This is a genomic window from uncultured Paraglaciecola sp., assembly GCF_963977085.1.
GTDB lineage: Bacteria > Pseudomonadota > Gammaproteobacteria > Enterobacterales > Alteromonadaceae > Paraglaciecola.
Genome location: NZ_CAXBNC010000003.1, coordinates 10,573 through 25,984 on the forward strand (window position 1 = coordinate 10,573; position 15,412 = coordinate 25,984).

Below are 15,412 nucleotides of genomic sequence, written 5' to 3' on the forward strand. Positions count from 1 at the left end.
GCATCAAAGTATCCCTGTAAAGCAGGTGTCTTCCTTTACTAGACGTACTTATACCCAGCTAGTAGCAAACGAAATGATGGAAGATTTTGCGTTACGCTACACCTCAAAACGGGCCCGTAAATGGTCTTATTCACGTATTGCGATTACTGCTCTAGGCATCATTTCTTTTATGGTGCTTGAGGCTATAGGTGGTGCAATTACATTAAATTACGGGTTTATTAACGCTGCTTGGGCAATAGTGGCGTTAGTGGTAGTTATATTTATAAGTGGTTTGCCTATTAGTTATTATGCCGCTAGGTATGGCATCGATGCTGACTTGCTCAGTAGGGGCGCTGGTTTTGGTTATATGGGCTCTACTATTACTTCGCTTATTTATGCGTCTTTTACCTTCATTTTTTTTGCTTTAGAAGCCGCTATAATGGCCATGGCTTTGCTTTTATGGCTAAACATTCCACTGTCGGTAGGTTATGCCATCAGTGCATTGGTGGTGATTCCTTTGGTATCCCATGGGATCACCAACATTAGCCGCTTTCAGGTGTGGACACAGCCCATTTGGTTGGTGTTGCAACTGTTACCTTTGTTATACGTATTTAATCACCCAGCCAGCAATGTGAGCGAATGGATCAATTTTACCGGCGATGCCGGTGAAAGTGGCGCAAGCTTTAATATTCTTTTATTCGGCGGTGCGTCAGCGGTGTTACTTGCATTGGTTGCGCAAATAGGTGAACAAGTCGATTTTTTGCGTTTCTTACCTGCCACATCAGAAGATAAAAAACCGTTAAAATGGTGGTTGGCCGTTATTTTTGCTGGGCCTGGCTGGGTGATTGTTGGTGCCGCAAAACTGTTTCTAGGATCATTTTTAGCTTACTTTATTTTACAGCAAGGTATTGATCGCTCACTTGCAAGTGATCCAGCCCATATGTATCAAATCGCTTTTGGATACATTCTCAACGAACATACTTTTAGTGTGGCCATAGCGGCGATTTTTGTTATTTTGTCGCAATTGAAAATTAACGTGGCCAACGCCTATGCTGGCTCGTTAGCTTGGTCAAACTTTTTTAGCCGTTTAACTCATAACCATCCTGGGCGAGTCGTGTGGATGGTATTTAATATTCTAATTGCTTTGCTCCTAATGGAACTAGGTGTGTATCAAACGATTGAGAGTATGCTGCAAGTCTATTCGGTGCTGGTCTTAGCCTGGCTAAGTTCAGTGGTTGCTGATCTCATCATTAATAAACCATTAGGCATAAGTCCGCCGCATATAGAGTTTAGGCGCTCTAAGCTTTATGACATTAATCCTGTTGGTACTTTTTCAATGATTATTGCTTCGGTTGCGGGGTTTGTTGCTCATTCAGGATTAATGGGGGAGTTGGCTCAAGCTTTAGGTTCGTATATTGCATTTTTGATTCCATTCATTACAGTTCCCATCATAGGTATTATTACTAAGGGTAAATACTATTTGGTAGAGGACACTCATCCTGAGGAAACGCTAAAAGTAGAACCTACATGTTGCATTTGTGAAAATCAATTTGATGAACAAGACATGGCGTATTGCCCTGCTTATCATCAAACTATATGTTCTTTGTGTTGTTCTCTTGATGTGTGGTGTGGTGATAAATGCAGAAGCGATGCTACGTTTTCCGCACAAGTTCGCGCGGTCCTTAAGCGCTATTTCAGTGAAAAAACGACTAACGTATTCTCTACATCAATAGCCCAATGGGCCCTATTGACCACCATACTCAGTAGTATCATTGCACTTATATTGTTTTTAATTTACAAACAAATGCCGGCCGCCAATGCCCAGCAAGACGCAATTTTTGTGTCGTTATTAATCAAAACCTTCTTTTTTATTCTAATCGTTGTTGGTGTGGTTAGTTGGTTGTTTACGCTTGCTAGAACCAGTAACCGTGAGGCATTGACTGAACTTAGAGGACAAACCACAGCATTGGCCAATGAAGTCAGTGCCCATGAAAAAACCAGTAAGGCTTATCAACTTGCTATTAAGTCATCTGAATCAGCAAACCAAGCAAAAAGTCGCTATTTAGCTGGCTTAAGTCATGAATTACGTACTCCGCTCAATATCTTATTAGGTTACGCACAATTATTGTCAAAAGACGCCACCCTCAGCCAAGAAACGCGTCTCTCAATTAATACTATGAAACGCAATGGTGAACATTTAGCTGATCTTATTGAGGGCGTTTTGGAAGTATCAAAAATTGAAGCGGGTCGTTTGTATGTGCATCGAGATGAAGTGCAGTTGCGCCCCTTACTTGAGCAGTTGGTCAATATGTTTCGCTTACAAGCGGTATCGAAAGGGTTAGATTTTACCTATCACTTCCCTGGGTATCTTCCCGACTATGTCACAGTAGATAAACAGCGGTTACGACAAATTTTGATTAATTTGATATCTAATGCCATTAAATTTACCCAACAAGGCTCTGTTTGTTTTAGCCTTAAGTACCGAAATGAAGTGGCATATTTTTCAATTGAAGATACCGGAGAAGGCATTTCTCCTAGCGACCAAGAGATTATTTTTAAACCCTTTGAGCGAGTGTTAGAAAGCCAAAATAAGACTGCTGGTACAGGCTTGGGCCTAACGATATCGAGTGCACTTGCAGAATTAATGGGGGGAGATATCAGTGTTAAAAGTGAAGTCGGTAAAGGTAGTATTTTTAAATTGAGTCTTTTACTCCCAAAAATTGAGCCCATTCAAAACGAAGGTATTGCGCAAAGCAGTATAAATGGATACGAAGGCGAAGCTAAACGTATATTGGTAGTCGATGACGAACAGGCTCAGCGAGATCTGATACGGGATATTATGCGCCCAGTTGGCTTTATTGTAGAAACGGCAGATTCAGCGTTTAGTGCCATGTCGGCGTTAAACCACAAATCAATAGACTTGATATTACTTGATTTAAAAATGCCCGATGTTAACGGTTGGCAAGCGGCCAAACAAATGCGGGACGCCGGTTTTAATCAGCCTATTGTCATAGTGTCTGCCAATGTAAGAGATCTAGAAGTATCTAATACGGCCATTGGTCGTCACAATGACTACCTAGTAAAACCTTTTATGGTGAATGCACTGCTAGAAAAAGTAGGGCATTGGCTCAATTTAACTTGGATACACGACATAGATGAACCCGTGGTAATCGACGCCACAATTCCCATAACAACCAAACCTATCACGGGTAAAAATCAATACAATGCGTTAAAAGTTTTAGCAGAAATTGGTTACTTATCCGGCTTTACCAGTAAACTGAATAAAATTAATGAAGAATATACATTTCCGGATAAGGCTTACCAATCCCTAAGAGATTTTGCTCAACAGTGCCAATTTCAAAAAATCATTCAGACTCTTGATGACTTAACTGAGGTTAGCAAAGGGAAATCCGAGTAGGCGTTCAAATACCCAAAATGAACCAAGAATACCGACGACGTATAAAACGCTGATGCGTAAATAGAAATCAATTTGTTTATTTTTAAGTGTTAAAAAGACTCTTGATAGCGCATACAGAGCCGCAATAAACAGTATTTGTCCTGCTTCTACGCCTAGGTTAAAAAACAGCAATGCTAAGCCTATTTCATTTTGCGGTACGCCTAGTTCTGATAAGGCACTGGCAAAGCCTAAACCATGAATTAAGCCAAAAAGAAGCACTATGCCCACCGAAGCAGTCAACGCCTTTGTTGGCAAACCTAAGCGCTTCCATTTCATACTCACCAGTGCTTCACGCGCCATTAACATAATCGAAAAAGCGATGAGTATTTCTATAGGCGCGATAGGTATATTGACTACTTGGTAATACGCTAGGGCTAAAGTGAGAGAATGCCCGACTGTAAAAGTGGTAATAAGTGTAAGTAAACGCCAATGACTAGCGAGTAAACACAAGCACAAAACGAAGGCTAGGTGATCCCAGCCAAACCAAATGTGCAACATTCCTTGCCACAAGTAACGTTTTACGGTTTCGCTTTTACTGAGTGTTAACTCAGTTGTATGGTTAAGGGGGATTTCTGTGGTATCTAAACTGCGTTTAAGAGTGAAGCTGGTAGATTGGCCATCTATGTTCAATAACACTTTAGCACCGTCAATAAACCAAGGAGTGATGATTGCGGCGTTTTGATTAAAAGCTTGAGTACATTGAAAGTCGTACCTTAGCTGAGTTTTATCGGCAAATGCTTGGCGATTAAACCCCTGTAAAGTACAAGACTCTGGAAAAACCACATCGGTGTTATTTATGATAGCAGTTGGTAATTGTGCGTTTAATACATAGGAACCTGTTTCTTCGCCAGGAGTAATTCTAAAATCTGCAGATACAAAAACGTCAGCAATTGCCGGTAAGGCTGATACCAAAGTTAATCCCGTAGCAAAAAAAACGACTTTAAATAACTGGGTTATACGCTTAATTAACATGACGGATAACCTGATATTTGTCACCAAATTGACTAATGTAGTCATCAATAGAAGTGGCTATTGCATCAACAGTGTAATCGTTTTGTACTTGCATTTTGGCTTCTGCAAAGGTGAGTGGTGAGGCTGCCTGTGTCCCTATTACTTTTACAAAATGCCAACCTAGCATTGATTTTTGGGGGCCATACCAAGTATCCAAAGGCTCCGTTTGTAGACGCTCTAAAAAGTCTTTACCAAACATTCCTCTGATCATACTTATGCCGTAGTCTGGTAAAATCCGTCCACGCCAAAATTCATCACCTGTCACTTTTTCTCCATTGGCTAGCAATGTAAGCATGCTTTTATCAGGGGATTGATTAAAAAATACATGTTGAAAACTGATGGCTGGTTCTATGACGTATCGTTGAATATGTTTGAGGTAATACTGTACGAGTTGTTCTTCTGTTGGTTCATTAAAGATACCAGTGGCTTGGTAGCGCATTTCTTCTACCAAGGTGCCGCGTATTTCAGGGTTACCTAAATGAATACCTGCTTCCAAAGCCTCTCTAAATAATATTTCTTCTTGAATATAATCATTCTCTATTTTAGCAATATCCGCTTGTGTCGCTTGTCTACCGGTTAACAGTTCAAATTGTTCGGTAAATAACTGTCTGTTTCTATCACTTAATTCCACCGGATTATTATCACTTTGCTCAAGATAGGCATAAATAGAAAACACCAACGCGCCGAAAAAAACAAATAAAACTAAAGGGTCTTGAAACAGCTTTCTTATCATATATTCTCTCAACTTAATTCGTCTTAACCATAAGAAGGCAAGAGGCTTTTCAGCCACTTACCTTCATGCTTTTTGCGTATTTATCTAGGTTATTGTTTCGGTTTGGCGTAGTCAAAATCTACCACTTCACGTAGATTTTGCTCACGTCCTTTTTCACCGGCCATGGGTTGCATATGTTCGGTGGTCAGTTCCGACCAATAATCACCATTGGTAATACCTTCACGGCGCATAGCAATACCCGTTAGGCAAGCGTGCATTATAAAGTTAGCATTTAGGGCCGAACGATAGGTTGGATCTAGTAATGGATCCAGTTCCACTATTTCAAAACCAACCATGTCGTTTTCTGAGCACAGTGCTCGAACAATTGGGATAGCTTCTCTCATGTTTAAACCACCTGGCACGGGTGTACCAGTGCCGGGAATAAAAGCGGGATCAATCACATCTACATCAAATGAAATAAATAGCTTTTTGCCACCTTCACGTGCTTCTGCCAAGGCCGTTTTCATTACTTCTTTCCAGCTCTTTTTTTCAATTTCAGCCATAGTGTGGTAACGCATTCCGTTATTGCGCATCCACTCAAAACCCTCAGCACTTGGCCATGGGCCTCGCAAACCTACTTGAATAAAGTTCTCTGGATTAACATGCCCTTCTTTAACCGCACGATAAACAGGCTGTCCATGAGTCAACCAATGGGGGTTGTTTTTACCAGCATCGTAATGTGAATCAAAATGTACCACACCAAAGCTGCCTTTTCCGTGAACATCTGCCAAACCTGCAATGTCAGGGTATTCTAAGCTATGGTCACCGCCTACAATAAAGGGGATAGTGCCTGTTTCAGCAATTTCTTTGATTCGCTCTCTAACATGATGTACAGAAATTTCAGTACTCATATTGTCGATGGCAATATCTCCATAATCAACAATATTCAATACTTTGCTAGGGTTAACCATAGTATTCATATCAACACCGCCAGCACCGTACTCATTACGCATGGCTTGTGGACCAAACCGCTGGCCACGATAGTAAGATCCCATATCGAGTGGTGCACCCACTATGGCAACATCAACATTACCAGCAATTAAGTCTTCTGGATAAATAGCAACAGGTGCATCGGCAAAAGTACGAATACCTGCACGGCGCGATTGCATATAACGACTTAAGTGGATGGGGCCTGGTTCACGTTTGGGATTTAGACTTTGTGGACGTTTTACTTTCCAAGCATTAAATTGTTTCGATTCGGTATTAAGTGGAATTGACGCCATGTCGGTGTCGGGGTTGAATTGATTTGCTTGTTCAACTTCAATCATTCCATCAAGAAATTGCTCAATTTCTTCAGGGGTTTTTCCTTCCATGGCTTTATAAAATCGCTCCATACTGCCTAATAACATTGCTGGTAGAGGGGATTTTAGGATGTCTATTTTAGTGGTTGAAATGTGTTTTATTTTTGCTTCAAATGAGGCTGGCATGTTCAAATCTGTGAGGTCATCTGCAAATGAGTTAACACTTGATATAAGTGAGCAAACCATCATTAATGACAAAACCGATTTATTGTATTTAGGCATAATCATCTTCTTTACTATCAGTTAATTTATCTAGTAAAAAGCGGGGAATTCCCCGCTGTTTACTAGACCAATTGTTGCAACTAGAGCTCAAAGTTATATTTAAATTTCAAGCCTACAGTTCTCGGAGTATTGACATAATGTCCATAGCCCCTAGTTAAATCATAGCGATTTTGGTCGATTTCTTTACCTAAACCGACTTGACTTAAGTCGCCTCTAACTGATGTAAAAGTGTATTTATTAAATAGGTTGTTGACATAAAAAGTCACTGACCAACTTTCATCCGATAATTTAGCGGTAATATTACTCAGTCCATAGCCTGGTAATACTTCACCGTCATCTTTTAAACCTACTTTTGAGTACACATCACTTTGTCCCGTTAAGCCATAAGATAGGTCCAGCATCTTACCCATGACTTCACCCGTATACACTATACCTAAAGAGAAGGAGCTTTCTGGAGAGCCCGGTAAACGGTCTCCGTCAGCACCGTCATACCAGTATTGAACGTCTTCATCAAAGACGCCGAATAAATACGGTGCGTCTGCTTTGAGTTCAGCCTTGGCATAAGAGTAAGTGGCGTAAACAGAAATATCGTCAAAAACCGCTCTTGATGACAACTCAAACCCTTTTGAGTTAGCGCCTTCAGCATTAGCTGTGTACCCTACCGACCCATTAACGGTCGCGCCACTTACTTGAGCGTCGTCCCAGTCAACATTAAACAACGCCGCATTTAGATAAAACTTGTTTTTAAACCAAGATGTTTTTAGGCCTAATTCATAGTTGGTAGTTGTATCTGGTAAATAGAGTTGCTCGTTAGGCAGTGCACATATGATTTGGGTTTCAATTTCGTCAATATTAGAGGGGCAGGCTGCTACATCGTTAGCACCACCTATACGAAAACCCTCACTAATGGTCATGTAAGCCAACATGTCATCGTTAATTTTGTAGCTAGTGTTTATTTTGAATAGGTTACCATCGTTTGAGTTTGCAACAGTGTCATAGTCAAACTCCAACGAATCAGGACTTCTGTCACCAAATACGGTGTAATATAAAGGTAAATCAACCGCTGAAGAAGCTGACACGTCATACCAATATTTTCTTGCTCCAATGGTTACGTCCCAGTCATCTGTTATTTGATAACTCAATTCACCAAATATTGCTTTTTCAGTCAGTTCGTTTTCACTGCGAGAGTAATACTCAATTGAGTCAGGACGCAAGCTACCAGAGGCTCCCCATACATCGATGGCAAACTCATCAAAACCTGGGGTCAGTTCTTTACTATAACCTTCACCCTCGGCCTTATTGTAATAACCGCCAACTATCCAAGTAAATGCACTGTCAGAAGTTGATACTAAGCGTACTTCTTGGGTAAATGTGTCATCAGAGGATACGTCATCGGTATAGGCTGCAAAGGCAGGAAATTCTTCGTATCCATAAGCAAGGCGGATGAGTAAGTCGGTTTGGTCACGGGCTCCACTTCTTTCTGTAGAAGTAATACCTGTTGCAGAAACTAGTTCTGCAAAGCCTAAATCAACACTCATTTCTAAGCTTAGTAGATCATTTTTACGTTCAAATGGTTCTAAATAGCGATAGGCAGATTCGTATTTACCCACTGTGCCATACAATTCACTTTCTGACGAAAGTGAATTGTACTGAGATATAGAGCGGCCTTCTAATTCCATATTTTGATAAAAGTAAGACAAAGTACTATCAAACCATTCAGAAGGCTGCCAGCGTAGAGCAATTCTTCCTGTTAAGGTTTTTTCGCCATTCGCGTCAGCGACTGAGTGTAAGTTAGCAGCAACAGCTTCAGGATCAGTCCAATCAGGATCCGGTAACGATACGCCAGGTTCGTTTACAACATGGGTATAGTCCATGAAACCAGGGTCATTTAAGTAGTTTAATGACATACGTACACCTAGCTCGTCGGATATCAAGGGTAAATTGAATACGAAACCACCCTCTCCCGCTAGACTATCACTTTCTGTTGTTTGCGAAATATCTCCAAAGATAGAACCTGATGTCATATCGAGTTCAACTGGATTTGGGATGTAACGAAGCGCGCCCCCTAAGGTACCTGCACCATATAAAGTGCCTTGAGGTCCAATTAGTACTTCAACACGTTGCATGTCAATTAATCGCATGTTTACGAATAAAGGTATCTCGCCAACGTAGGTCGCTACGGTTCCTCCGTCTGAGCCAGGACCCGATGAGTTGGTGTTTAAACCTCTGACTATGATGGGGGCATCATACCGTCCACCTTGGTCAGTAATAGTTAAGCCAGGTACCCATTTTGCAATGTCTTCTAGCTCACTTATGTCTTGTTGTTCAATTAAGTCGGGTGAAAGCGCAGAAATATTAATTGGGACATCTTGTACTGTGCCAGAACGTCTTGTAGCGGTTACTTCAATTCTTTCTACTGAGCTAATGGCTGCACTTAGCGGCACTTCTTGTGCAGATGCAGTTTGACTGGTCAACAATCCACTAATAGGTAAAAGAGCGATACTGATTGCCATGGCGACTTTGCTGGGTTTGTTTTGACCTGTAATCTTCATATGTGAGTCTCTTATTATGCTGTTCAGTTATTTCGTGGCAGTTCAGAAAAACCGTAAAATTAAAATGTTCTAAATGCTTATTTCAGCTTTCCATTTCACTGCCATGTCATTATGTTGTTAGCGGTATAACTTGAGAACTCGTGTATTTCCCTCGGTGTCTACGTCATTTGACTTAGAATTGAACAAAGATTTTACATTCAGTATTTTGAATTTAGAGGTGACTGTTTGTTGATGTCTATATTTAAAGGCGCGCAGGGCTATTTCAATTTTATTCAGTTATAAGAAAATTGTTTCAATTTGTGATGTGTAAGGCCTAAAATTTGTCCATCTTCCCACTGATTTTTGATTAATCGGCTCCCTCACTTGCATTTTACTTGCTGTCGACACTGGTGAAGTATTGCTTTGGATATTTAAACACTCAGGTTCCCAAGGTAAATTACAAAATTCCAGCAATTGCCCTATATGTAATTCAGGGTTAGCGACTAATTCTTCGTAATGAAGCATATGCGTATATTGTGTGTCTTGGTTTGACCAAGTACTCACCCAAGCTTCAAACTGTTGGTAAAACCACGCACAATCTTCCAAACTTTGGGTGTAGTTATAATGAGGGTTGTTGATAGAAAAAAGTTGTTTGAAGTTTCCCACGCAGGTATCAAGGGGATTTCTCATTAAGCATATTATTCGAGCTTTAGGAAAAGCCTTGCGAATAAAGGGTAGATAAAAAAAGTTAAAGGGAAGTTTGTCCACAAACTTACCTTGGCCTTTACCAATGTGTGCGGTTCGGGTTAAATAGGCTTTGGCTAAGGTTGCAAAGTCGATATTGTTGTGTGCAGAAAACACCTTAGCATCAAGTACTGAATGACTCGCTGATTGACTTGCATGTTTCATCAATAAGCTAAAATCCTCTAATTCACCCCCTGAAGTCACTTGGCTATGAGTCGATAAGATTCGTTCTACCAAAGTGGTACCTGAGCGGGGCATGCCTACAACAAAAATTGGCCGTTCACTATTATTACCTAGATTTGAGTTGCTAGGAGTAACGGGTTTTTCTAAGACAGCTTTAAGCCCTTCAAATAACTGGCTATCAGCCGAACGTTGGTAAGGCGAGTGGACTTTTTTCTGCTGCTTTGCTTGTAGCAAGGTCTGATAGGCTAAACCGTATTCTTTTTGTTTTTCGAACTCTTTGGCCAGTGCATGACTTAAATGCATAGTTTGTTCTGTGCTAAGTTTTTCGGATGATAATAAATTTTGCAAAGTCACAATATGAGCTTGTGAAGCCGTTCCTTCTGTCAAATCAGCCAAAGCAAAATGTGCCTGATGGTAACCGGGTTTCAGCGCAATGGCTTGATTAAGCGCCTTTGTTGCTTGTTTATACTGTCCACAGAATTTCGCAGATACCGCATAATTATAAAGGGTTTCGGGTGCTGGCTTTTGATCTATGGCTCGTTCAAAACAGGCCAAAGCCTGACTATGTAAACCCACTATACTCAGTGTTACGCCTAAGGTGTTGAGTTGTGAAAATGATTTCACTTGGTGAATATCAATAGTATTAACAATCGCTATGACAGCATCTGAAATACCTTGCAATGAATAAACTTTCGCTAATTCTACTCGATATCGTATGCAATCATTAATTTTAATGGCGTGTTTGAAGAGTTCGCCCGCTTTTACATATTGATGGATTTGCACGTTAATTAGCGCTAGCAAAAAATACGACTCGTCGGCGTTAGGGTCGTGGGAAATAACCTCAACACTTAGGCTATGGGCGGTTTTTATATCGCCTTGTGTAAATGCACTAAAGGCTTGTTTTTGCATGTTTTTTTTGTGAGTTAATAGCACTGAAGATAACCCTAAGACTGCGCCAATGTGCGAATAGCGATACCCGCTGCTGTGGTTCTATTTTCAACCCCTAATTTGGAAAACACCTGCTCTAAATGTTTATTTACGGTACGAGAGCCTATGTTTAATATAATGGCAATTTCTTTATTCGTTTTGCCATTAGACAACCAGTAAAGTACTTCAGACTCTCGACTGGTAATGCTGAGCTTTGATTTTAATACCTCTTCACCCGTTAATGTTTCGGTATAGAGTCCAATACGAAAGGTGCAGTCTCCAGAAGGTTGGCTGGAGACTAAGGCTAACTCACAGGAGCCACCTTCATATTTTAATTTAAAGGTAGAGCCATTTTTTACGGGCCCGCGTGTTATGTCAGCTACAAAGGGCAGCAATTGCTCGCTTAACCAGTCGTCAGCATGGGGGATGGTTGACAAAAAATTGTGAGTTTGTGGTGTGGCCCACATTAATTGGCCTGTTTTACTGACTGAAAATAGGGTTTGCCCAATGCTGTCCAATGCTTTTTGTGCACTTGAGGTTATTTGTGCATTATTGATGTGAGTTTTAATGCGTGCGATCAGCTCTTCAGGGTTAACGGGTTTAGTGATGTAATCAACCCCTCCTGCGTTCAAGCCTTTTAACACATTGTCTGATTCTTTCAGGCCAGTCATAAAGACAACTGGAATATGATTCAAAAGCCGGTTTTGTTTTAAACGAATACAGGTTTCGAATCCGTCCATTTTAGGCATCACCGCATCGAGCAAAATAATGTCAGGCTTTATTTGTTCTGCAATTGTGATGGCTTGGCTCCCTTCGAGGGCTACCAAAGTGCTAATACCTTCTTTTTCTAAAATATCATTTATCAAACTCAGCGAATCAGGCGAGTCATCTACTACAAGAACCGTATACATAAATTATCAACACTGCTTTAATCTATTATTGTTTGAGGGAATTTTAAAAGCGTTTAAAAAACGCTGCACCATAAACGTCAATAGGATTGCACCATTTAGAGAATAAAACCCGCATCAATTGCTTTTGTTAAGCAATGTTAAAAGCAAGTATTATTCCCTAAATGGATAATATTGTTTTATTCCGCTAATTATTTATTCACGTCTACCTTAATGCCGCTGCGTTAGGGTTGAAAGGCCAAGGGATCCAAGCTGTTAGTGCCTGTTATGCCTTGTTTTCGCATGGCGATACCGGTTAAACAAGCATGCATAATGTAATTAGCATTTAGTGCTGTTTTGTAGGACGTGTCCAAATATGGTGCAACATCTAACAATTCAAAGCCTATTACCTTGGTTTCTGCACACAAACGGCGCACTAAGGAACGGGCTTGAAGGATAGAAAGACCACCAGGTATGGGTCTGCCTGCTCCTGGCGCATATGCGGGGTCTAATACGCTCATATCAAAAGAGACAAAAGTTGATTCAGTCCCTTTAGCTTGTGCAATAGTATTACTCTGTACTGTCTCCCAGCCTTTTTCCTCTACTTCAACCATAGTGTGGTACTTCACACCGATTTCGCGCAGCCATTCAAGTGCTTCTTTATCTTGAGAAGGTCCTCTAAGGCCTACTTGAATTAAATTTGTAGGTTCAATGATTTGATCTTCGATTAAACGCGACACACTTTGTACGTCTGAGTAATAATGGTCTAAACCACGAGAACCGTTAAAATGTGCGTCAAGTTGCACCACGCTAAACGCGGATTTACCGTATTTATCAGACATGGCAGCTACATTGGGATACATAATAGAGTGGTCACCACCAACAATAAACGGAATAGTCCCCGCCTCTATCATGGCTGAAACTTGCTCGCGGATATGGTTAATATTGAGTTCGGTACTCAAGTAAGAGGTGGCGATATTGCCAAAATCGGCGATGCTAAGAGTGAGGGTTGGATCAACGCCTCCCGCTATGTCATAACCGCCAAGGCCATACATACCTCTGAGCACAGTTGGGGCATGTTGTGAATCACGCCATCCAGAACCTAGCGCAAGCGGTACGCCAACAAAGGCAACTTCCACTTGTCCAGCTACTAAATCTTCAGTACGTATCGCGACTGGTGCGTCTGCAAAAGTAGGGATACCATCTTGTTCATTTATATATCGCTGCAAATTGATAGGGCCAGGTGTGCGTTTGTATTTGTCGAATATGGCTGGCTGAATAATTTTACTTTTATTATAACCTTGTGCATCAACATTCAGAGGAATGCTCGTTGCATCAGCTGTCGTTGATAAAGGCTCGAGAATACCGTTTTTAATGTTGCTGGTACTGTCTTGGCCATCTTGAAAACTAGCGGCACGCATAGTTGCCATCATATCGGTTACGTATTGTTTAACCCCTTGCTCATCTCGTTGGGCCAATTGATTGAGCACTTTTTCTTCAGTCAGATTAAACCAACGTAAACGTTTTGGATCTCGCAGAAATGCTAATTCCTCGTCGGTTAAAAGCTGCAGTTTCACATTGTCTGTAGGGGGTAATTTGACGTTAGAGGAAACACTATTATCTATGTTATTGGCGCATGCAGATAACCAGATTGCAGTCATTGAAATCACTATCGAAGATAGAGAGGTATTGGGTAGATATGTTTTAAGGCTCATTTCTTATCTCCATAATAATCGTCTTGACCATGCTCTGATGAAAGCTCGCTTATATAGCCTTTTTCGGTTATGCCTTTTTTATGCATGGCAATACCGGTCATGCAGGCAAACATCAAACTGTTTGCATTCAGCGCACTGACATAAGTTGAGTCAAGAGCCGGTGCAAGCTCGACAATATCAAAGCCCACTAATTTTGTTTCAGCACAAAGTCTACGAACAATTGGGATAGCCTCGCGCATTGTTAATCCGCCTGAAACAGGGGTGCCTGTACCGGGCTGAAATGCTGGGTCAAGCACGTCCACATCAAAAGAGACATAGAGATAATCTGTATTCTCGGTTGCTTCTTTGATGACTCTTTCCATTACGTCATCCCACCCACGGCGTTCAACTTCAGCCATAGTGTGATATTTCATTCCGATTTCTTTTTCCCACTCATAATAACTTTTACTATAGTGAGCCCGTAAACCTACCTGTATAAAATCTTCGGGGCGCACGTGCGCTTCTTTCATCAGTCGATAAATTGGTTGCCCATGACTAAGTAAATGAACTCGTCCTCTTCCAGTATCTAAATGTGCATCAAAATGTACAACCGCTATCTTGCCTTTGCCATAGACGTCTGCCATGGCTGCAACATTTGGATATTCGAGGGAATGGTCTCCACCAATAATGATGGGGATAGCGCCCGTTTCAGCAATTTCGCGAACCATAGAGCGCACTTCTTGTACACTGCGTTCGGTGCTTAATTGGTCAATCGCAACGTTGCCATAATCCACTATGTTGAGTACAGAACTTGGATTGATTAGGGTTGATACGTCGTGGCCTCCCGTACCTCTGCGTAGCATTCGCATTGCTCTTGGACCATGTATAGCATCTCGCCATCCAGATCCCATATCCAAAGGTGCTCCTAGTATTGCCACATCGACCTTACCGGCTATTAAATCTTCAGGTGTAAGGGCAACGGGTGCATTGGCAAAGGTTGGAATGCCTGAACGACCACCACCTAAGTAACGGCCTAATGAAATTGGGCCCGCTTCTCTGTCGGGGTTCATCGTCTGAGGTCGTTTTAAACGCCAGCTATTAAATTCAGGAGAGTCTTTGTTAAGTTCTATCGATTCAATATCTCGTCCTTTTTTAAATTCCACCTGGTCGTGGATGGATATTATGGTATCAACATATTCTTCGGCCTCAGTGGCAGAAGCCGAGCTGAGTAGATCAAATAGAATATCTGATTTTAATATACCGCTGCTTTTACCACTTTTTATAAATTCGCTTTTCGCTTCTGGTAAGGCGTCAAGAATGGCTAGTACATTTTCAGGAATATCCTTCAGCGGTTTAATAGGCATTAAGCCAGGCGTCGCCGAATCAATATTTTCGGGCACTACTCCGGCTTTGCTGGGTGTTGCAGGCCCTTTAATTTCAGTCTCTTCGTAGTCTTTTGCCAATAGCTGGGGCGAGCTGAATAACAAGCCAGCAGCTAATAGGATAGAAGCACATTTAGTTTCATTCATAGGATTGTCTTATGCTTTTTTAGGTTGCTCTATTATTGACTTTGTGTCCTCTTCCTCAATTAGTCATATGACGCAGATCTAATATTTGCGTTTAAAAACACCTATGAAGTAAGGTGTTACTATCGGCAAAACCCATTACTCTTTAAACAAATTTATCAATAATAAGCGTAGATAA

Annotated in this window: 9 protein-coding genes; 1 reads left to right on the forward strand and 8 read right to left on the reverse strand. The window is 41.2% G+C overall.

Going from position 1 to position 15,412, the window contains the following annotated elements:
* Positions 1-25 precede the first annotated feature (25 nt).
* A complete protein-coding gene (locus AAC000_RS04305; protein ID WP_339720411.1) occupies positions 26-3,397 on the forward strand; it encodes an ATP-binding protein in 3,372 nt (1,123 codons plus the stop codon).
* Here AAC000_RS04305 and AAC000_RS04310 read toward each other — a convergent pair.
* The 8 genes from AAC000_RS04310 to AAC000_RS04345 form a co-directional block, all read right to left on the reverse strand.
* Positions 3,365-4,408, reverse strand: a complete 1,044-nt coding sequence (locus AAC000_RS04310) for a HupE/UreJ family protein (RefSeq protein WP_339720413.1) — start codon at positions 4,406-4,408, stop codon at positions 3,365-3,367. The genes AAC000_RS04305 and AAC000_RS04310 overlap by 33 nt on opposite strands.
* Complete coding sequence (locus tag AAC000_RS04315; protein WP_339720414.1) at positions 4,398-5,180, reverse strand: peptidylprolyl isomerase; 783 nt, start codon at positions 5,178-5,180, stop codon at positions 4,398-4,400. The genes AAC000_RS04310 and AAC000_RS04315 overlap by 11 nt, the downstream gene beginning before the upstream one ends.
* An 89-nt stretch (positions 5,181-5,269) precedes the next feature.
* Positions 5,270-6,742 carry an agmatinase family protein gene (locus tag AAC000_RS04320; protein ID WP_339720416.1) on the reverse strand — a complete coding sequence of 491 codons (1,473 nt, stop codon included), beginning with the start codon at positions 6,740-6,742 and terminating at the stop codon, positions 5,270-5,272.
* Between the two features lie 80 nt (positions 6,743-6,822).
* Entirely contained in the window at positions 6,823-9,294 is a 2,472-nt protein-coding gene (locus AAC000_RS04325) for a TonB-dependent receptor (RefSeq protein WP_339720417.1), read from the reverse strand.
* 276 nt (positions 9,295-9,570) lie between these two features.
* Entirely contained in the window at positions 9,571-11,109 is a 1,539-nt protein-coding gene (locus tag AAC000_RS04330) for a sulfotransferase (protein ID WP_339720419.1), read from the reverse strand.
* Between the two features lie 35 nt (positions 11,110-11,144).
* Positions 11,145-12,038, reverse strand: coding sequence for a response regulator (locus tag AAC000_RS04335; protein ID WP_339720421.1), 894 nt, complete (start codon positions 12,036-12,038; stop codon positions 11,145-11,147).
* Between the two features lie 221 nt (positions 12,039-12,259).
* Entirely contained in the window at positions 12,260-13,729 is a 1,470-nt protein-coding gene (locus AAC000_RS04340; protein ID WP_339720423.1) for an agmatinase family protein, read from the reverse strand.
* Positions 13,726-15,237 carry an agmatinase family protein gene (locus tag AAC000_RS04345; protein WP_339720425.1) on the reverse strand — a complete coding sequence of 504 codons (1,512 nt, stop codon included), beginning with the start codon at positions 15,235-15,237 and terminating at the stop codon, positions 13,726-13,728. The genes AAC000_RS04340 and AAC000_RS04345 overlap by 4 nt, the downstream gene beginning before the upstream one ends.
* Between the last annotated feature and the right edge of the window lie 175 nt (positions 15,238-15,412).

Coding starts and splice junctions, on each gene's coding strand:
- AAC000_RS04335 (WP_339720421.1), bottom strand. CDS start 12,038: ATGTATACGGTTCTTGTAGTAGATGACTCGCCTGATTCGCTGAGTTTG.
- AAC000_RS04345 (WP_339720425.1), bottom strand. CDS start 15,237: ATGAATGAAACTAAATGTGCTTCTATCCTATTAGCTGCTGGCTTGTTA.
- AAC000_RS04315 (WP_339720414.1), bottom strand. CDS start 5,180: ATGATAAGAAAGCTGTTTCAAGACCCTTTAGTTTTATTTGTTTTTTTC.
- AAC000_RS04330 (WP_339720419.1), bottom strand. CDS start 11,109: ATGCAAAAACAAGCCTTTAGTGCATTTACACAAGGCGATATAAAAACC.
- AAC000_RS04310 (WP_339720413.1), bottom strand. CDS start 4,408: ATGTTAATTAAGCGTATAACCCAGTTATTTAAAGTCGTTTTTTTTGCT.
- AAC000_RS04340 (WP_339720423.1), bottom strand. CDS start 13,729: ATGAGCCTTAAAACATATCTACCCAATACCTCTCTATCTTCGATAGTG.
- AAC000_RS04320 (WP_339720416.1), bottom strand. CDS start 6,742: ATGCCTAAATACAATAAATCGGTTTTGTCATTAATGATGGTTTGCTCA.
- AAC000_RS04325 (WP_339720417.1), bottom strand. CDS start 9,294: ATGAAGATTACAGGTCAAAACAAACCCAGCAAAGTCGCCATGGCAATC.